This is a genomic window from Pseudoalteromonas sp. SG43-4, from assembly GCF_014164325.1.
In the GTDB taxonomy this organism is placed as follows: Bacteria; Pseudomonadota; Gammaproteobacteria; order Enterobacterales; family Alteromonadaceae; genus Pseudoalteromonas; species Pseudoalteromonas distincta.
In genome coordinates this window covers 192,888-213,915 of sequence record NZ_JACJFB010000002.1, presented here as the reverse complement: position 1 = coordinate 213,915, position 21,028 = coordinate 192,888, and the positions used below count along the sequence as shown (strand labels likewise).

18 protein-coding genes are annotated in these 21,028 nt (G+C 35.5%); all 18 read right to left on the bottom strand.

All coding sequences use genetic code 11. The annotated features are described in order from the left end of the window. Positions 1-4 precede the first annotated feature (4 nt). Positions 5-1,735: an SLC13 family permease gene (locus H5160_RS02945; RefSeq protein WP_182736701.1), complete on the bottom strand. Its 1,731-nt coding sequence runs from the start codon at positions 1,733-1,735 to the stop codon at positions 5-7. Between the two features lie 75 nt (positions 1,736-1,810). Further along, positions 1,811-3,217 carry a sulfate adenylyltransferase subunit CysN gene (cysN, locus tag H5160_RS02940; protein ID WP_182694755.1) on the bottom strand — a complete coding sequence of 469 codons (1,407 nt, stop codon included), beginning with the start codon at positions 3,215-3,217 and terminating at the stop codon, positions 1,811-1,813. Between the two features lie 93 nt (positions 3,218-3,310). After that, on the bottom strand, positions 3,311-4,219 hold the full coding sequence (cysD, locus tag H5160_RS02935) for a sulfate adenylyltransferase subunit CysD (RefSeq protein WP_002963147.1): 909 nt from the start codon (positions 4,217-4,219) through the stop codon (positions 3,311-3,313). A gap of 244 nt (positions 4,220-4,463) precedes the next feature. Beyond that, positions 4,464-5,540 carry a UDP-N-acetylglucosamine--undecaprenyl-phosphate N-acetylglucosaminephosphotransferase gene (gene wecA / locus H5160_RS02930; RefSeq protein ID WP_182736700.1) on the bottom strand — a complete coding sequence of 359 codons (1,077 nt, stop codon included), beginning with the start codon at positions 5,538-5,540 and terminating at the stop codon, positions 4,464-4,466. Positions 5,541-5,633: 93 nt separating this feature from the next. Then, positions 5,634-6,761 carry a glycosyltransferase family 4 protein gene (locus tag H5160_RS02925; RefSeq protein ID WP_182736699.1) on the bottom strand — a complete coding sequence of 376 codons (1,128 nt, stop codon included), beginning with the start codon at positions 6,759-6,761 and terminating at the stop codon, positions 5,634-5,636. 31 nt (positions 6,762-6,792) lie between these two features. Next, the gene (locus H5160_RS02920) at positions 6,793-7,842 is read right to left on the bottom strand and encodes an EpsG family protein (protein WP_182736698.1); all 1,050 of its coding nucleotides are present in this window, start codon (positions 7,840-7,842) and stop codon (positions 6,793-6,795) included. A gap of 41 nt (positions 7,843-7,883) precedes the next feature. Continuing rightward, positions 7,884-8,960 (bottom strand): glycosyltransferase family 4 protein, encoded by a 1,077-nt coding sequence (locus tag H5160_RS02915; RefSeq protein WP_182736697.1) that lies wholly within the window; start codon positions 8,958-8,960, stop codon positions 7,884-7,886. Positions 8,961-9,037: 77 nt separating this feature from the next. Then, positions 9,038-10,249: a glycosyltransferase gene (locus H5160_RS02910; protein ID WP_182736696.1), complete on the bottom strand. Its 1,212-nt coding sequence runs from the start codon at positions 10,247-10,249 to the stop codon at positions 9,038-9,040. A gap of 2 nt (positions 10,250-10,251) precedes the next feature. Next, positions 10,252-10,692 (bottom strand): acyltransferase, encoded by a 441-nt coding sequence (locus H5160_RS20645; protein WP_259416486.1) that lies wholly within the window; start codon positions 10,690-10,692, stop codon positions 10,252-10,254. A gap of 57 nt (positions 10,693-10,749) precedes the next feature. Beyond that, the gene (locus H5160_RS02900; protein ID WP_182736695.1) at positions 10,750-11,793 is read right to left on the bottom strand and encodes a glycosyltransferase; all 1,044 of its coding nucleotides are present in this window, start codon (positions 11,791-11,793) and stop codon (positions 10,750-10,752) included. A 117-nt stretch (positions 11,794-11,910) separates the two neighbouring features. Continuing rightward, positions 11,911-13,344: a lipopolysaccharide biosynthesis protein gene (locus tag H5160_RS02895; RefSeq protein ID WP_182736694.1), complete on the bottom strand. Its 1,434-nt coding sequence runs from the start codon at positions 13,342-13,344 to the stop codon at positions 11,911-11,913. Positions 13,345-13,435: 91 nt separating this feature from the next. Next, positions 13,436-14,239 carry a sulfotransferase domain-containing protein gene (locus H5160_RS02890; RefSeq protein WP_182736692.1) on the bottom strand — a complete coding sequence of 268 codons (804 nt, stop codon included), beginning with the start codon at positions 14,237-14,239 and terminating at the stop codon, positions 13,436-13,438. After that, entirely contained in the window at positions 14,240-14,932 is a 693-nt protein-coding gene (locus tag H5160_RS02885; protein WP_182736690.1) for a WbqC family protein, read from the bottom strand. It abuts the gene before it with no gap. Beyond that, the gene (locus tag H5160_RS02880) at positions 14,929-16,005 is read right to left on the bottom strand and encodes a DegT/DnrJ/EryC1/StrS aminotransferase family protein (RefSeq protein ID WP_182736688.1); all 1,077 of its coding nucleotides are present in this window, start codon (positions 16,003-16,005) and stop codon (positions 14,929-14,931) included. The genes H5160_RS02885 and H5160_RS02880 overlap by 4 nt, the downstream gene beginning before the upstream one ends. A gap of 83 nt (positions 16,006-16,088) precedes the next feature. After that, complete coding sequence (locus H5160_RS02875; protein WP_182736686.1) at positions 16,089-18,317, bottom strand: polysaccharide biosynthesis tyrosine autokinase; 2,229 nt, start codon at positions 18,315-18,317, stop codon at positions 16,089-16,091. A gap of 15 nt (positions 18,318-18,332) precedes the next feature. Further along, complete coding sequence (locus H5160_RS02870) at positions 18,333-18,767, bottom strand: low molecular weight protein-tyrosine-phosphatase (protein ID WP_182736684.1); 435 nt, start codon at positions 18,765-18,767, stop codon at positions 18,333-18,335. 11 nt (positions 18,768-18,778) lie between these two features. Beyond that, positions 18,779-19,903 (bottom strand): polysaccharide export protein, encoded by a 1,125-nt coding sequence (locus tag H5160_RS02865; RefSeq protein WP_182736682.1) that lies wholly within the window; start codon positions 19,901-19,903, stop codon positions 18,779-18,781. 556 nt (positions 19,904-20,459) lie between these two features. Then, complete coding sequence (gene rfaH / locus H5160_RS02860; RefSeq protein ID WP_182682517.1) at positions 20,460-20,942, bottom strand: transcription/translation regulatory transformer protein RfaH; 483 nt, start codon at positions 20,940-20,942, stop codon at positions 20,460-20,462. Positions 20,943-21,028 lie beyond the last annotated feature (86 nt).

The window sequence follows — 21,028 nt, the reverse complement described above, 5'->3', positions numbered from 1 at the left end:
ATGTCTACTTAAATGGAAAAAACACCGGAATACAAACTAAAACAACCACTGCATAAACAACACTGACAGGTAAGCCCATTTTAACAAAGTCATTTAATCTATAGTTACCGGCATTAAAAACCATTAAATTAGTTTGATAACCATAAGGGCTTATAAAGCTTCCACTTGCAGCAAAAGCAACTGTCATAACAAACGGCAATACATCTACTCCAAACCCAAGTGCAATGGTATAACCTATAGGAAACATTAATGCTGCTGCCGCGTTATTAGTCACAAACTCAGTCATTAACCAAGTCGTTATATAAACAAAAATTAAAGCAATATATACATAACTCGGATCGTTATACTGGCCAATCAAATCGCCTAATGTAACTACTACACCAGAATTAACTAAAGCATTTGAAAGCAAAATTGCCGACGAAACAACTAACCAAACATCAACTGGAAAGCGCCTAGCTAGCTCATTCGTAGTTAAACTATGAGTGAATAATAACGCTCCGAGTAATAATACCAAACCTTCTAATAAATCTAGAATACCAAAAGCGGCCAGCACAATGATTGAAATAAACCCACCAATAGATAGCCAAGCACGCCACCCATTTATTCTTGATTCAGGCTCAACACCAGAAAGTACTAAAAAGTTTTTATTAATATTGGTTCTTGTTTTGTAATCTTTACCCACCGCTAAGACTAAAAAGTCACCAGAACGAATTACAACATCCCCTAACTTTCCAGAGACCTGCTCACCATCGCGTCTAATTGCAACTACAGCGGCATCAAATAAAGCCCTAAAACCTGTTGTTTTTAAGGTTTTACCAACAATAATACTTTCTTGTCTAACCACCACTTCAGTTAAATTACTATTTAACGTACCGTTTTTTTCAGCAAAAATCTCTAAGCCTGTAAATTGTCCAAGCTGAAGTAACTTAGTAACTTCGCCACAAAATATAAGCCTATCAGAGCACTGTATAACCTCCGAAGGAGACACGGGGCTAATTAAGTGCCCCTTTCTCACTATTTCAACTAAAAACAATGACTCTAAATGCCTCAAGCCATTAGCTTCAACGGAACGCCCGATAAGCTCAGAGTTTTCAGCAACCTTAGCATCAATAAAATACCCTTCAGAGGTCGCCTTTTTTTGCTCAATACTGGGTAACATATTCGTGCAAAAATACATAACAACACCACAGCAAACAACTAAAATAGCCCCAATTGCTGTGAACGAAAAAAACGACAGTGAACGTCCAGAAGCCTCAATATACATTGAGTTAACAATCAAATTAGTTGACGTTCCTATAAGTGTTAAAGTACCACCTAGAATAGAAGCGTAGGAAAGAGGTAACAGTAGTTTGCTCGAAAAGTGGTGAGGATTATTACGTATAGGAGAAAGTAACGTAGCGACAACAGCTGTATTATTTAAAATAGACGAAAAAAGTGTAGTAACTCCAAATAACCTAAACCAAGTAGAATGGTAACTACTCACAATTATTTTAGATGCTACAACCCTTAACAAACGTGTTTTTTCAAGTGCTAAAGAGCACAATACAAGTAAAATTAAAGTCACTAAACCAGGGTTTGCAATACTTGTTAAAAATTGCTCTTTAGTAACCAAATCACAAGCTATCAAAGCAATAAGTGTCGCTCCAAAAACAGCGACAGGCCTTCCTTGAATAACAATTAATCCAGTGACCGTAAGTGCAAAAATAAAAAGCGTTAGATAAGCATCTAATGGCATAATTATAGTAGCCATCCATAGTTAATAAAACAAAAGTGCGGGCTAAAAAAGCCCGCAATGCTTAGCACGAGCAATCTATCGGATTACTTTTGCATCCCAATGAGGAAAGTGTTTACGAACCAACGCATTAAACTCAACTTCAAAAACAGAGTGTTGGCTTTGCGATTTATTCGTTTTAGCATCCAGAGGCTTACGTATCATCCCAGCACCAACAGTTACGTTAGTTAAGCGATCAATAATAATAAACGCTCCTGTGTGTTTATTAATATCATAAGCATCAAATTGTACAGGTGCTGTTAAAGCAAATTGACAGTTACCAATCTCATTTAAGTTTAGCTGCGACGCTTCTTTTTGCTCTAGCGTATTCACGTCAACTTTATAGTTAACAGCTTCTACGTGGCCAAAAACAGACTTACTGCCAACTTTTATTTCATACTCACGGTCAACTTGTAATGCCTCTTCAGTCATCCAAACCACATCAGCTTCTAAATTAGCAGATGAATGAGGTTTTTGATGAGGGCGCACTAGCATATCGCCACGACTTACATCAATTTCATCTTCAAGCGTTAGCGTAATAGCCATACCAGCAGAAGCTTTTTCAAGGTTGCCATCAAAAGTAACTATTGATTTAACTTTACTTTCTTTACCTGAAGGTAATGACGCAACAGTATCCCCCACTCTAATATCGCCAGCAGCTATAGTGCCGCTAAAGCCACGAAAATCTAAATTAGGGCGGTTAACATATTGTACTTGCAGTCTAAATTCATCATTTTTAGCATGCGTCACTGAAACCGTGTTTAAAAGCTTCATTAGCGTAGAGCCAGGATACCAAGACATCGCTTCACTTTCATTTACTACGTTATCACCACGCAGTGCCGAAATTGGTACAAAACGTATATCATCAAAAGATAATTTTTCAGCAAACTCTCGGTAATCTTTTTTAATGTTTTGATAAATAGATTGCTCGTAACCAACTGCATCCATTTTATTAATAGCAATAACTACATTTTTAATTCCTAACAAAGAACAAATATAGCTATGGCGACGTGTTTGAACTTGCACACCATGGCGAGCATCAATCAAAATAATTGCTAAATCACATGTTGAAGCGCCCGTTGCCATATTACGAGTATATTGCTCATGCCCTGGCGTATCGGCAATAATAAATTTACGTTGATCCGTTGCAAAGTATCGATATGCAACATCAATTGTAATACCTTGCTCACGCTCCGACTGAAGGCCATCAACTAAAAGCGCTAAGTCAAAATCGTTATCTGTAGTGTTAAAGCGTTTTGAATCTTTTTCGATAGCAGCCATCTGATCTTCAAAGATCATTTTGCTGTCGTAAAGTAAGCGGCCAATCAACGTTGATTTACCATCATCTACACTACCGCAAGTTAAAATACGCAGCATATCTTTGTTTTCGTGAACCTTTAAGTAAGCTTCAATATCGGTTGCAAGTAAGTTTGTATCTTGTGACATAATTTTCTCTGAAATTTGGTTCGTAATAGGTTAATAACAAGCAGTTATTTATAATTTAGTAATAACTTGTCTCTTAAAGCTTCTAACGTATGGTTAGAAGTAACCTTCCATTTTTTTCTTTTCCATAGAACCCGCAGAATCGTTATCGATCACTCGGCCCTGGCGCTCTGACGTAGTACAAAGCAGCATTTCTTGGATAATTTCAGGTAATGTTTGAGCCACAGACTCAACAGCACCAGTTAATGGATAACAACCCAATGTTCTAAAACGAACCATTTTTTGCTGAACTTCTTCGCCTTTTTCAAGCTCCATTCGTTCATCATCAACCATAATTAATGTGCCATCACGCTCAACAACAGGACGCTCTTGTGCAAAATATAATGACGGAATTTCAATACCTTCAAGGTAAATATATTGCCAAATATCTAACTCAGTCCAATTGCTAAGTGGGAATACGCGAATGCTTTCACCTTTATCGACTTTGCTGTTATAAACATTCCAAAGTTCTGGGCGTTGGTTTTTAGGATCCCAACGATGGTTTTTATCACGGAATGAATAAACACGCTCTTTAGCACGAGATTTTTCTTCATCGCGACGAGCACCACCAAATGCAGCATCAAAACCATTCATATCAAGGGCTTGCTTTAAACCTTGAGTTTTCATAATGTCAGTATGTTTAGCACTACCATGAACAAATGGGCTAATCCCCATTTCTAAACCTTCAGGATTTTTATGAACGATTAAATCGAAACCATGCTTTTCAGCCATTTGATCTCTAAACTGAATCATTTCTTTAAATTTCCAGTTTGTATCTACGTGCATTAACGGAAAAGGTATTTTACCTGGATAAAAAGCTTTACGTGCTAAATGTAGTAATACCGAAGAGTCTTTACCAACAGAGTAAAGCATTACTGGATTATCGAATTCTGCGGCCACTTCACGCATTATATGAATTGACTCAGCTTCGAGCGCTTTTAGGTGAGTTAACTTTTCTTCATTCATAGTGTTTATTTATTCCTAAATTATCAAAATCCATTGTAGCTAATGCATAGCTTGTGGTTAAAAGCAAATACCGTTCTGCACGAAATTTATAGGCGTTCCACTAACATTACTGTTGCCTAATAGTGCTCTCGCAATCACTTGGTGAAATATTAATTAAGCTGTATTTTTACAAAAAAATTTAATGCAATATTACTAGTCGCTCTAAATTAATCTCTTTGGGCTCTGCACTGATGAGGGCATAGGCCTACTTACTAGTGGAATATTTTTTTTCAGGTAAATCTAATTTACGTCTAAAGAAATTTATAACTGCGCAATAATTAATAAGTATTAATAAGTACACAGTAAATAAAATTATAAAACCATAAAACATTAAAAATTCAGGGATTAAAAATATCTCGCCTATAATACCCACACCAGCAAGTATGGCTGCAATTGAACATATTAGAATAAGTGTTTGTGTAGGAGAGCAGCCTAAACGCTGACAAATATGGTGTAAATGATCGCGATCAGGTTTAAAAGGTGACTTACCTTGTTTAACACGGCGTATCATTATTGCTGTCATATCCATTAAAGGCACAGCAATTAACCATAATGCCGTAACAGGCCGAATCATCGCATTACCTGATGTTTGGCTAGCGCCTATTAGCAACCAAATAACAGTAAATCCAATCATCATACTACCGGCATCTCCCATGAATACTTTACGCTCACGACCTATAAGGCCTAAGTTCATAATAATGTAAGGCACCATACAAACAACTAATAGCAAACACAAATAACTTAAACTTTGCTCTCCGGACAAACCAAGTAATATACCCAAACTAGCAAACGTAACAATAGAAAGACCACCTAATAAGCCATCAATCCCATCAACCATATTAAATGCATTAATACAGCCAATTACAGCCAATATAGTGATAACCGTGCCAAAATAACCAAGGTCAGTACCACCAAAGCCAAACATATCGCCCAACGTATGTAAATTTGCATCTGCGTAGTAAATCATTGCAAACGAAATAAGTGCTTGCACTAGCATGCGTACTTTCACACTTAAATCAAACCTATCATCTAACGCACCAACAGCTGTTAAACCACATATGCTTAGCATAAATAGATTAGCGTGATTAATCATACCTGGATGGGTATAAATATAATTCACTATCGTTATACAAATGGCAACACCACCTACTAGGGGGATATTACCTGTATGTACTTTTCTGCCTGAAGGCTTGTCGACCAATCCTACTTTACGTGCAACTTTTCGCATCAAAAACAATATTGCAAACGCAATAAAAAAGGTAAGAAGTAAATCTATAAACATGTTTCATCCTGAGCAGATAGTACTTACGCCATTCCGTTAAGTATTTTATTGTATTGACTATTTACACACTAAAAAATGTATAACCAAATAATCTTAGGCCTCGTTTAAAAGCTGTTTAACAGCCACAAGGTATTTATTTATAACAATTTTTTCGTCAAATTCGGTTTCAATTTTGTGGCGACTGTTAACACCAAATTTAAGGCGCTCAGAGTGAGGCATAATAATTATTTTATTTAAGGCGTCAGTTAAACTTTCGGTACTTCGAGGTTCGCAAATAAAACCATTAAACCCATCATCAACAGTTTCCCTGCAACCTACATTATCTGTTGTTACTATAGGCTTGCCCATAGCACCAGCCTCAAGTAACGACTTAGGAACCCCCTCTCGGTAATACGAGGGCAATACCATACAATCAACTTGTGCTATTTCAGCCTCAACGTTATCGCTAGTGCCAAGATAATTAACTACCCCTTCAGCTACCCACGCATTCATTTGTGCTTTAGACACCGCAGAAGGGTTATCAACATCTAAAAAGCCAAGCAACCTAAATTCAACAGTATCGCCATATTGTTTTTTAAGCACTCGTGCGGCTTCAAGATATTGCCCTATGCCTTTATCAAAAAGCATACGGGCTATCAGTAAAAAGCGAGTAACGCCATCATCAGGCGCTGCGGTTACCGTAAAACGCGATAGGTCGGCTCCCGAACCTGGTAAGCGGTCGCTCATAACATTGTGTGCTATTTTATGTTGCTTAAATAGCGCTCTGTCATCTTCATTTTGAAAAAAAATAAAATCAGCTTTACTTTGGCTATATTTATACAAAACCCTCGCAATTTTAGACGCGATGCTTTCATTAATAAACAATGTCCCTAAGCCAGCAATATTATTTAGAGTTTTAACACCTGCACACTTAGCAGCAAGCGTACTATAAATATTATTTTTAGGGGTAAAGTTTAAAGTAACACAAGGCTTATGATGCTTATATAGTTTATAAAAAGCATAAAAAGTAGCAATATCGCTTACGGGGTTAGTGCCGCCACTATCAATTTTTACTGGCAGGTATGTAGCCCCTAAATCAGTTAACTTTTGCGAGTAGACATCAAAAGGGGCAATAGCAATAACGCTGTAACCTTGCTCTAACAACGCTAAAATTGTGTTTTTTCTAAAGTTATATAAATACCAACTAGTATTTGCTGTTATTGCAATAGTGTTTTTATACATTTAAGCCCTAAGTAATTAATTTGAATACAGGTTAATGCTGAAATATAACATTTTTGTAAGGTATCCAAGCCTCTGTATGTCCAGCAAAATTTAGCCAAACAATTAAAACTAAACCATAATAAGCAATAACACTTACAACAATAATATTTTTATTGAAAATATCTGATGCAAGGTACTGCAGACGAGAAAATAAAACGATTTGTAATGGGATAAAATATAATGCAATTCTATCTGCAACGGTTGAAGATACAGCGAGTAAAGGTATGCATGCTAAAGCTCCGCAAGAGATAATAATCCAGAATTTTTTCTCATTCTCGCGAAAACCTAATCGGTCTTTGAACTGAAATAGTAGTAAAGCTGGTACAACATTCATAAATACTCTTATCATTCCACCACTAGAGGACTTTTGTCTTTCAACATATGTTTCATATAAAAACTCTTGCTTTTCACCCAATATAAATATGAACGCCATTACGAAAATGATACCAATATAAAGATATGTTAAACCTTTATTGCGATTAGTCATCAATGCAGCAAGAGGAAATAGTATAATTGCAGTTTTATGGAATAATGCAGCGATTAAAACATAAAAAATAAATTTTCTATTGTTGCCATTTAGTAGCGCTATAATAGCTAACAACTCAACTCCAAGAGCTATTGCTTGCCTAGAGTAACCCATAGAAACTACGATTATCATATATGGAACTGAGACCACAAAAGCAAGTAATGATATTGGCTGTTTACGAGCAAAGTAAATAATGCAGGAAATTATAATTGCAGCAGCGACTATATTTACAAAAAATATTCCCCCGAAAACGTTTGCACCAATTAAATTTAAAATAATATACGCTGGATCTGTTCCAACTCGTCCATAGCTACTCCAAAGACTAACCCCTTCAGCGCGCTCTAAGTAATACATATAGCTAAACCAGTCAGGTCCTATTTCAAACCGTAATCCGATAATGAAAATAAAAAATAATCCAGTAATAAACCAAAAGTAGTTTTTAACTACCTTATTGGGCTGTTTCGGAAAGAAAAGTGCCGAAACAGGCAATAGAAACAAAAAATAATAAATAAGCATGCTTAACTCAATTGGTATATTTAAAATTTACTTTCAAGTAGTTACTTACTAACTAATTTAAAAATATTAACAAGGTTATCAATTTGACTTTCAACTGAGTAGTATTTATTTACTGACGCTTTACCTCTACTTCCATGCTTAGCTCTAAGAGTGGAGTCTGAAAGCAAGGTAGACAAAGCAACTTCCCATTCATCTAAAGTATTAACAACGTAACCAGCATCACACTTTTCAACTATTTCAGCATTTACGCCTACATTTGAAGCAACAACTGGTTTTGAGCAAGCAATGTATTGAATCAGCTTATATCCACACTTCCCTTTCTCAAAGGGCTCGTCAGGAATGGGCATAATCCCTATATTAAAATTAGAAATATTCAAAGACTCGCTTTCCTCAGTCCAAGGTAGAATACTTATATTTATGCCAGTAAATAAGCTCTTAATAGAGGGATGGGCACCAATCAAGGTAAGTGATGCATTGTGTCCCTTACATACTTTTATTAAGCAGTCCTTAATTTCAACAATATACTTTTGGGTTGCGGGGGTACCTATCCAACCAATAGAGAGGTTATTATCATTCAGTTTACTCACTAATACATCATAGCGTTCGGGCTCTACAACAGTGGGAATTTTTACTATTTTATTTGCATTTGCGCGGGCTGCTCTTTGGGCTAAGTAATCATTTCCTACAACAACCACTCCAGAAAAACGCATAACGTTATCAATTTTTTTGGATAGAAAAAGCCTTATAAGCTTATTACCCGATAAATCGTAATTGTGAAATATAGCATCATCATAATCAACAACGTACTTTATTTTAAAGAGCTTAAACAGCCTTTCAACTATAGCTGGTATATAAGGAAAAATTTCTTTTTCAATCCAAATCACATCAAACTTATAAACAGAGAACAGAACAAAAAAGCGAGATAAAAAAAGCTTAGCTAAATGTAACTTTGATTGTGTTTTTTTGTTATATAAGTTATCTAAGTATTTATCATCAAAAAGAGAAGAAACTGTAACGTTCACTCCTTGTGATGCTAGGTAGGGAATATATTGTTGTGTTCTGAGCCTGCTGCTAGCACCTTTACTCGTATACTTAGACAATAGAAGTACATTAACCATGAGTTACCTTACCAAACATTTAAAATCTATTTTTGCCAAAACTCATAAACCGATAGAATTATTGATATATCAAGTAACTATTTAGGCTTAGTAAAAAGAATGCTTTTATAAACTGCAGCATATTTTTCAGCACCACGTTCCGCAGAAAAATAACTTTCACTAACTTTCCTACACCTGTTAGCTAAAGTTGAATCCGTCCGTAATTCGTCCATTTTTACCCTGAGTTGCTCAAAGTCAATGTTAGATTCAACATCAATCGCGATACCTACTTTATTTTCTGTAATTATTTTGGCTGTATCCCCAACACTTTCACTTACAATTACAGGAATACCGCATGCTAAAAACTCTGCAATTCTTGTAGGAGAAGTCCCTAGCGTGCTTGTGCCAGGGTTGAAAGTAACTATAGCAAAGCTCATATCTTTAATATTATTAGCAATTTCAGCAGGACGAGACATAAAAATATCGATATCACTTAAAACTGAGTTTAAATGCGCGTTAGACTTTAAGTCCTGCTCATTATCTTTAGACACTATTTTAAAAGTAACTGCAGGATCTTTTTTCTCAATAAAACTCAAGATACTGAAAAATATATCTTGCCTAAATCGTGGATTTAAAACCGACCCCATAGTACCCACTTTTTCTATACGCATACTCTCGGCAGTTCCAGTAGATGTATAATTAAAACGCTTCAAGTCAACACATGTAGGGATTACTGTAAATTTTTCTATTTTTAGTTCAGGGTATTTATTTTTTAAAAAAGGAATTGCAGCTTCTGTTAAACTAACAACTTTTGCTGAATTTGTAAGAAGCGTTTTCTCCAAAGAGCTAACGACCTTCTCAATTAAAGAGCCTCGTTTAATTGAATTTGCAGCAACCAACTCTTCGACCCACAAGGCACGCATATCAAAAATAAAGGGGATTTTAAGTATTTTACTTACAACCAGTGCGATCCCAGAAGCAACATAGCTGCGGCCATGCACTAAGCTATATTTGTGTACCTTATTTAATTTTAATGCAGCATAAAACATAAGCCACATATCGTATAAAGTAGCGAGAAGACGGGGTTTTTTATGGTAAACCTTAGGTTGCCAATTAATCCCAAACTGCTCACATTCTTCACGTAACTCTTCCACTGCAGCTTTGTCACTAAAATCATCTGCTTTTTCAAAACTAATTATTGTAAAGTTGTAATCTTTAGATAATCTAGATAAATACGCTAAAATTTGAGAACGCCCAAGAGGCTCTAGTAAGCCGGTGTAAGAAAGATATAAAACACTATTTCTTTTCAAAATTATAACTCTTTAATAAATTTAGCAGGGTTTCCGGCCACTAAAGTTCCACTTTTAACATCTTTATTAACCACAGCTCCGGCAGCAATAACAGAGCCTTTGCCCAAAGTTACGCCAGAGAGTATGACAGCATTTGCACCAATCCATACATCATCTTCTACAACAATTTTGGCAGCTGTATGCATGCGTTCTTTTTTTGAAGCCAAATCCAAGCCCGCATCTAAAATCATACACCTAGTTGACAATGTTACATTGTAACCGATTTCAACTCCTATATAGCCTAAGATGAACACATCATGATTTATACTACACCCACGTGAAATAATTACATTTTCAGGGTAACAGATTTCAAAAGGTCCGTGGGCAACAACCCTTACTCTATATTTAAAAAAATAATAGATGTTCCTCAACTTCCTTTTTATACGTCTTATAACTTTATTCAATATCTCCCCCTTAAAATACCCCTTAGTAAAACCATAAAATCAGATTTTAATTATATTCTATGCAATATTTTTGTAGTAAACCTTTTTTTTTACAAAACTCTTTAAATCCATATAAATTAAATTCAACTTATTTATTTTAAGAAATCTAAAAATCTTAAATTGCCAATATTGAAAATAATTAAAATAACTTCTGTATTCAAAAATACTATTTCTTTCGGAATATAAGAAAACTCTTTTCCTTATTTCTTTTTTAATTTTCCCATAAGCTTTATCTTTAATGTCACGACTCACATCAAAATAGGAAAAGTAAAAACTTAACAAATTAAGGTTCTTCAATTGCATTTCAATCAAATTACTTTTATTCTTTTGATTCATAATTGAGCCATTTGCTGTTCTGTATACAGCTGTAGAGCAATCTAGGTATTTTATATTTCCTTTTTGAGAAAGGAACAAAAACATTGAGTAATCACCAGCCCAAAAATCGATTTCCAAAACACCTGTATCAATATATTCAATAATATCTATCTTTTTAAACATCATTGTACAAGTAAATATTGAGTGTGCGCGGAGCCAAGCATCAGCCCTGAGATCTCCCGCCAGCCCAACTCTGTTTCTTGTTTTATTAACAGATTCCAAAATGGTTGATTTACCTCCGAGCATATTTAAACTATCTACGTCAGAATGTATTAGTGAAACACCGTCCTCAAATGCTGTTACCTGCTTCGAAAGCTTTTTTGAATCTATCCAGTAATCATCACCTTCACACAACGCAATGTACTCACCTTGGGCTCTTGAAAAATTAAATTTAGGGTTAACCTTAACTCCTCGCGAAAACTGGTTTTCTGTTTGTAAGACTGGCTTTATAATTGATGGGTACTTTTCAGCATATTTCTTTATTATACTTGCCGTTTTATCAGTTGAAGCATCATCATATATTAAAACTTCAAACGGAAAATCGGTCTTCTGCATTAGAAAGCTAATAATTGCATTTTCTATGAAGCTTTCATGGTTAAATGTTATGCAAGCTATACTAACCACCACATTTTCAAAAGCTCCACACCAGCTTCGAATTATCTCAGATTCTGAACGTAATCTTTGCATATTAATTTTTTCCATCACATTGTTAGACCAAAATAGAGTTGATATTGTTGGCTATCTACTTTTACGATTAGAGTAAGGCAGTACATACATAGAGCCTAAATTTATACATTTATACATTTATATTTTCTTCCCTACTATTGCAGTAATAATTATATTGTATAAATCGCGTTGAATTATTCGTATGTAAAGTACATATAGCACCAGCATTACACTCAAGCTTAAAGTAAAATGTAGATAAACATTTGACGAGAAAATATTAACATATTGACACGCATATACTGCCGCAGCAGTTCCAAATGCACCAATCCATATAGGCATTAGTGCCTTAAGCTGCATTATGGTATCTAACTTACTAAATCGCCCTGTATAGAATGAGTTTATAAAAAATGCTAAATGTGATTGTACTAGCATACCAATACACATAGCTTTAATACCTAACGGCACAGTTATGATTAAGGTGCAAACTAATAAGCCTTTTTTAATAACTTCTAGTTTCAAAAAAATATCTGATCGACCTTTTACATTTAATAAATTCAAATTTATTGCATGTATAGGGTACAACATAAAAGCGATACTAATTATTTTGACCAACTCTGCCGCTGGTAACCACTGTTTACCTAATAGTAGAGTAATCAATGGTGTTGCTGTGAGAGCTAAGCCTAACATTAGAGGAAAGATAATTACCGAGGCTAGTCGCAATGTTAATAGGTATACTTCATCAAACTTTTCAATATCGTCCTGTATATTACTTAGCATAGGGTAAGTGACACGTTGTATTATTGAAGTAAGGGTCATAGCAGGTACACTTGCCAACTGATTAGCTTGTGTAAAAAAACCAACTTGATTTACACTAAACTGTTTACCTATTACTATCTGGTAGATATTTTTAAAAACAGTATCAATCAAGGCCGCTGCTAATAATTTAGAACCGAAGCCAAATAAATAATCGAATGAACGTTTACTAAACCCTGTGCTAGGAAACCACTTGAGGTAAATATTCAGTAGTATAACATTACACACTACATTTGATAAGGTTTGCCCTATAAGCGCCCATACACCATATCCTGTATTAGCTAAATATATTCCTATACCACAACTAATGAACGCACTAACGAGTGAAGCCTTAGCCTGAGTTTTAAAATCCATGTTTATTGTAAGTTTTGCTCTTTGTACAATTGCAAAACTATTTATAATCACTGTTAAGCCTAACACTCGCAGTAAGTCAATTAGTTTGGTTTGTTCGTAGAATGAAGCTATGTAAGGAGCAGTAAAAAATAAAATGCTATAACAGAAAATGCCAACACCTATATTAAAATAGAATGTTGTTGAAAAATCTTTCTCTGTCCGCTCTGTATTTCGGATTAGCGCAGAAGAAAAACCGCTATCAACAAAAGTCTGACTTATCGCAATAAACACTGTTAACATGCCAACTAAACCAAAAGCTTCCGGCCCTAATAGCCTTGCTAAATACAACATTACTATTAACTGTATTATCTGAGTGGCCAAGCGTTCTATTGCACTCCACTTTAAACCATTTGCTGTAGACTTCATTGGTTCCTTAACAACTTACTAACTCTCTTGTCATAACAGGTTTCCTTTCAAAAATTGATATTTAGCAGTCTAAATAAATTACTCTAAAATTTTATTTTATATAATGATTAAGGTTATTTTGTAATAATACTTCAGTAATTTTATCTAAAATACTTGCTGGTAATTCCACGGAGTTTATTTCTGCTTTCTTTTTATTCCTCATAACAGAATATGTTCCTTTTACCTCTTTTTTTTCAAATAGAAAACTTGCCGTTTGCTCGGTATACTCAAGCCCTAAAAATAAAAACAATTCTTTAACGACATCAATTGTATTACTACACAAATCTTCATATTCAAGTAAATAAAAGTTCTCAGGGTGTTTTTTTTGTAGGCGTTCAAATAACAAAGTCGTTTCAATCCACTTGTTTAAACCAAAGTATTCTTCTTTTCGATCTTGATTTTTTTCATCTGCTGCAAGCAGTTCATTTTCAAGCTCCCACCCTAAATCTCTTCTAAACTCTCTTGGCGCATTAAACCAACTATTAATGACAGAATAAGGATTACGAACTAGCCCTATAACTTTTATCTCAGGACATTTTTCTAATAAGTTTTCAATAATATAATGATATCGAACTTCTTTATAGGCAACAGCTGTGATTTTACTATCTTTCTGAAATACTGGTTTTTTTCCTGATTCCCTATCATCAAGTTGTCTAATAAATTCATCATCAGTTTGACTTATCTCTTGATAAAAATTTTCAATATCTAAAGAGCTTGATTTTTCATCTAAGCGAGATTTAAAAGCATAAGAAAACAAAGGTTGAAAGTTATAATTAACATTAGGTAAGCTATTAATAATTTCACCTAACCAAGAGGATCCTGAACGAGGTACTGAGTGAATTGCGATCTTTTTCATTTAAACCAACTTATATTTTGTTAATAACTCAATCACTTGCTCTTTACTATTCCACATCAATACATCAATCATCGACAAATAAGGCACAAACTCTGATTTACCTTGGTCGTAGATAACACTTTGCATTTTGATAAAAGATAAATTAACACCTTTATCAGAAAAGTACTCTTTGCTATATAAATCTTTACCGCCGGGGCTATTAATGTAATGTTTACTATTAAGTAAACCTGCCATTGCTATAAGCTTATCAGCAGCAGCTGAATCACGGCTATACTCAAGCTCACTTGAAAACTTAAATTGCTTATTTTTTATGCCTAAATAGCTAAATACAGAGGTGATGCTATTTGAACATAGCGTATGTACTTGGCGTTCGGTACTCGTTAGTATTTTTTCTATAATCAGATAAACCTCATTAAAATAGGGAGCTTTAGCGTAGTTTTGACTGATTGTTTTTAATGTTTTTTTTACATTAGCGTCAAAGTTTAGATCTTTAATTAATATATTTGAAGATGCTCCAGGCACTGGCACGGTGAAGCGCTGAGCTTGGCCATTAACTAAAATATTATTGCGATTAATATAACCATTTTTAATGTAAGTAACATCATCATAAAAAATAAAAGTGTCTACAGCATTAACAAGTTGGTAATAGCCTAAATAAGGAAATAGGTACGGCTGCATTACAGCAAAATTCATAATGTGTCCTTTATTATTGAGGTTACTGTAATTACGTCACTTTTGGTCATAAAATTATGCAGCGGCAAGCAAATAACTCCGCCAGCCAACTGCTGGCTATTATTACAACCATAACTTTTTAATTGTGGGTAGGCGGTATCAAGCGAAGGGGTAAAATAGCGACGACTTTGAATATTATTTTTAGCTAATCCATCTAATACAGCGTTTTGTTTTATTGGGCATTCAATATAAATTGGCATATATGCACCATTTACACTAGCCTCTGGGTGCCAGGTAGGCAATGCAACTACAGAGTTAAGCTCGTTGCGGTATAACTCAAAAAGGGCTGCGCGATTTTTAAGTACTTCGTCCATTTGGTCTAATAACGTTAAACCCACGGCGCATTGGTATTCATTAAGTTTGGCGTTAATACCAGGCTCACCTAACTCACCGCCAGCTTGTATGCCAAAATTAATCAGCTCTTTAGCTTTTTCATAATCGGCTTTGTGTTTAAAAACAATCGCGCCACCTTCCACCGTATGAAACACTTTAGTAGCATGAAAACTCAACGTGCTTGCATCACCATAGTTAAGTACAGATTCACCAGAAAATTCAACCCCAAACGCATGTGCTGCGTCGTAAATTACTTTTTTATTATGTTTATTTACAACGCTTTCAATGGCGTTTACATCACAAGGGTTTCCGTAAACATGAGTAGCTACAATGCCATCGTAATGATTATCTTCAGTTAGGGCTTTATCTAACGCTTTTGGACACAAATTATAACTTTTAGAGTTTATATCACTAAACGCTGTTTCTATTCCTTGCCATAATAAAGAGCTAGTAGTAGCTACAAAGCTAAATGGCGTAGTAATAGCTGATTTAACACCAAGTGCTTTACAGGCCACCTGAATTGCTAATGTTCCGTTAGACACAAGCAATAAATTTTTTACACCTAGGTAACTTTCTAGTCGTTGCGTTAATTTCTCGTGTAAAGGGCCAAAGTTGGTATACCAGCCTCTATCGTTTACTTGTGACAGGTATTCTGTAAGCCTTGCTAAGTCAGGCTGTAATGGTTTATTGAGTGCTATCATTTATATAATTGGTCCGCAGATATTAAGTACTAAATACATTTAAAGCTATGTAAAAGTACATACTTTTACATAGGTATGACTCTTTATTTATCTGACTTATATTCGTAGTTGTAGTAGCCGTAATAGCCATAAGCATTACTCGCTTTTTTAACAACACCATTAAATACAACGCCTCTTACATCTGTACCATTTTGCTCAAAACGGTTGCGGGTTAGCTCTATCTCGCGCAAATGGTTTTGCCCAAAGCGCGCAACTAATAACGTTGTACCAACATGAGCACTTACTATTGCTGGATCAGTTACAGCTAATATAGGTGGGGTATCTATTAATATTATGTCGTAAGCTGCGCTAACCTCTTCAACCAATTTACTAAAGTTGCTATGCATTAATAACTCAGAAGGGTTTGGCGGTATTTGCCCACGCGTAATTATATTTAAATTTTCAACTTTGGTTTGCTTAGTAACTTGCTCAAGATTTAAACGGCCCGACAAGTAATCACTTAAGCCATTATCCCATTTTATGCCAAACTGCGTTTGTAAATAACCCTTACGCATATCTGCGTCAATAATTAATACTTTTTTACCGCCCTGTGCAAGTACTGAGGCTAAGTTAACCGATATAAACGATTTGCCCACGCCCGGGCTTGGACCCGATATAGCAATTATATTGTTTTTAGCTTCCATCATCGCAAAATGTAAGCTTGTACGTAGGCTTCGCAATGCCTCTATTGATAAATCGGCGGGGTTATCTACCGCGAGTATACTTTTAGCTTTAGCTGTTTTATTTTTACGCACTTTAGCAAAACCCGTTAATTTATCTTGATACTCAGAGTGCGGTACACTTGCGTATACAGGTAACCCAAGCGCTTCTATTTCACTAGGATCTTCCACTCCTTTATTAAGAGTTTTTTGTACGATAACAATGGTTATAGCTAATAACGCACCTAATATTGTTGCAATAACAACTATTAATGATTTTTTAGGCTTTATTGGTCCGGTTGAGTTTAATTCAGCTGAATCAATTATACGCACATTGCCTACTGTACCTGCACGTACTACATCAAGCTCTTGAGCTTTACTTAAAAGCAGCATGTAAATTTGGTTATTTACTTCTACGTCGCGCCTTAGACTTAGTAACTGCTGCTGGGTAGCAGGTAAGTTACCAACTTCTTGTACTAACTCTTCTTTTTGTTTTTTCATTTCATTTATTTTTTCAACTAAGCCTTGATAAAGTGGGTGCTCACTTTTAAATTTACGGCTTAATTCTAAACGCTGTAAATCTAAGTCTTGTAGTTTTGTGTCTAAGGTTACAACACGATCGAGTACTGATTGCGTCTCTAAGCTTATATCTACAGACTGTTGTTCTATTTTGTAATTGTTGTATTTAGCCTCTGCAGCTTCTAATTGTTTTTTTATCTCTGGGAGTTGTACTTTTAAAAAGTCGAGTGAATTTTGTGCTTCGGCACTATTACGCTCAACATTTCGGCGCACATATATTTGTGCAATTGTGTTTATTACTTTCTGTGCGTAACTTGGCGAGCTATGCTGCATTTCAAGAACAATTATGCCAGTACTTTTACCTAATTCGCTTGCTATTAAACTATTTTGCAAACCTAAAATAGTACCAAGTCGATTTTTTCGTGTAATTAAAAACTCAGTACCTGGGCGTGCATTAAGACTCTTTACTATTAACGTAAAGCTCCCATTGGTTAACTCTTCACCTATATTGCCTTTTAATATTAGCTCTTCATTATTATTTACTAATATTATTGTATTGTTAGGAGCAACTTTTAAAATAAAGGTATTACCTATTGCCGAGTTAGGTACTTTAAATCTAAATACATCTATACTTTCTCCTCCCCAAGCATAACTATCAGCTCCAAATTGAGGCTCTGCCAGTTGGTTTGGCTTAATAGGTGAAAATACGTTGTATGCGCGTGAGCCAATGTAAGGAAATAGTTTTGGGGTAGCGATTACATCAAGATTAAGAGTATCAACAGCCTCACCAATTATACTACGTGATTTTAATAGCTCTATTTCTGCAGTTGAGTTGCTTGACGATTCAAACATGCCACCAACATCATCTAAACCAGGCACATTTGAACCTGAGCTCTCTACTTGTAAAATTGAGTTAACCTGATAAATTGGTGTTGAATATCTTGCGTAAACAATACCTACTAACATAAATACTATTGTAATAGTTAGTACCAAAAATTTACGATCAATTATGGCACCAACAAACACCATTAAATCTATATCTTGTGCGTTTTCGGCTTGTTTATTAGTTTGAGTTGAACTTGGCTGAGAATTCATTAAATTAGCCATTCCTTATAAATACTTTTGCCAAGCGCTACATGCGCTATCGATTAATGTGTAAACGTGTTCAAAAGCTTCTTGGCTTTGCCGATATGGGTCTGGTATTTCAGCGTTATTAATCCATTTACCGAGTAAAAAAGTTTTACCACGAGCTTCAGGATAACGTGCATGCACATCGTTTAAATGGCGTTCTTCCATTACGAGTATTACGCTATTTTGCGCAACCAAGCTTGATGTAAGCTGCTGCCCTTGGTGAGCGTCCATATTAACGCCATGTGCGAGGGCTATTTGTTTTGCTTTTGCATCGGCTGGCTTGCCTTCAAGTGCTGTTAAGCCTGCAGACGATACTTTAATATTTTTGCCTTCAAGCTTTTGCTTTAAAACATACTCACCTGTTGGGCTGCGGCAAATATTTCCCGCACATACAACTAAAATTGAGTCAAACATACTTTCTCCGATTAGTTGCTAACTGAGTCAACTGTGTCATCTATTTCATCTATTGCACTAACTGATGGTAATAGTAAGCTAATTACACGATTCCAGCGTGCTAACGGTGCAGACGTTACATAAACTATGTCGTTTGGTTGTAATTTAAATTGTTCTGCAATAACCATTGCTGTAATGTTTTTTGCATGTAATTGGTATACATCAGCAATTAAGCCTGTTTGCTGCAAGTCTCGTTTACGCACAACAAATACGCCATTTGCGTCAGCGCTACCTTCATTTATACCGCCAGAATCACTTAGCGCCTCAGCTAAGTTTAACCCGTAACGACTGACTTTTAACGTACCGGGGCGCTTTACCTCTCCTAACATAAATACTTTTTGTGCGTCATTACGGCTTACGTGCACTATATCGCCATGCTCTAAAAGGCGATTTTGTGATATGTCACCATTTGTATAAAAGTCATCTAGCTTGATTATTTCGGTTTTACCATTGTGGGTATATGTAACAGTGCGCCAGTCTGCTGAATCATTTAAACCGCCAGCTTGGTTTAGCGCATCAATAAGCGTAAGAGGAGTTTCAGTTATTGGGTATACACCGGGCTTAGTAACTTCACCTGTTACATAAGCTTTTTGACTTTTAAAACTAACAACTTTTACATCTACTTGTGGGTCTTCTATCACTCGACTTAGGCGTTTTACAAGTGCATCACGTATTTGTGGAATTGTTTTCCCCACAGCCGGTACATTTGGTGCATAAGCAAAAGTTATAGTTCCATTTTCTTGTACTCTAAAACCATCAAACTCTGCTGTGCGCTGCGTACCGGCTGGTATTGTAAGCTCTGGATGATCCCATACACCAATTGTTATAACGTCGCCTACTCCCAGCTTATACTGATAGCTTGATGTATCCAAAGCTATAGCTTTAGCTAAATGGCTAACCTTTTGTTTTTTTTGTTTTTCTGCAGCTATTAGCCTTGAATCTATTATTTGAATATTTACTTTTTCGAGATCTTGCTCAAGGTTATGAGTTTGCTCACCTGGGTTGATACCTTCAAAATGACTACCAGGTATAATAGTACAACCTGTCATGCTTAGCATTGCGAGTATTGATGCGAGTGATTTACAGCTTAACGCCATTGTAGAATCCCAAAATTATTTTAAATATTGCACTTACTCACCAACCTTGGTGAGCACTTGTATTTTAGCCGACTAATTAAAGCATGTGCACTATTGTGAAGCAATAGCCTTTGCTTTGTAAAAGCTTTGTAACTAAGTTTTTAATTAGCACTAAAATTATATCAGTATTTTCATAAGGTATTTATGAATAAATTTAATTGAAAGCCGTTTTTAGTAAAACACTTAACGCATTCATCACCAATTGCACAAAGAGAAGTGAATCAGGAACCCTTTAAACAAGTGCTTTATAGCTGTTTACTTCTCTAAAGCGCAGCGCCCTCTTAACCTCTTTGTGAATAACCCTTATTACGAGCTTTGCTCGTCACGCTAGCAAGCTGTGCGTCTTGTACCTCTCATTGATAAATGATTAGCTATCATTTATCACATCGAAGTCAGTGAGCTTGCCTGTGCGTCTACAAGTAATTAACCACAGTGTTTTAGGCACGCTTCCGCCCTTAGGTTACAGTTCCTATGTACTGATATATAGCTATTTTTTACGGTGTTACGCTTTTAGTTATTATTGCTTAATATCTTTATTATCTACACTTACTTCAATTTTTTGGTTGAGTAGGTTAATTAGTAAAATACTGCGTAGGTCGCCGTCTGGCTCTTTGTATATTGCTTGTATATTACTAAATGAATAGTTATTCACACTTACTACATCACCTGCTTTTGGTATTAGTGATTCAGTGGTGTGTGAACGCTCATTTTTTAGCTGATTAATTATATGCGTAGAAACTAATTGATACTGTGATCCGTAGGATACAAAGCCACCAATTCCACGTGTATTTTTTACAGCAGAAAAATTACCGTTTTTTGACTCAAGGCATACAAATAAATAATTAGGGAATAAAGCGGTTTGTTTGACGGTACGCCGACCTTTGACCAACCTTTCGGTAGTTAATTTGGGGTAAAACGCTTCAATCCCTTGATTTTGCAAGTTAGTTTTAGCTCTTTCTTCTTGTTTAGGTTTGCATACGACTAAATACCAGCTTTCCATAATAGTCCTTAACACATAACTAAGTTGCAAAAAACACAACGCTAAACTAAATAACGGCGGCATTATAACCACCATAGAGTGCCTAT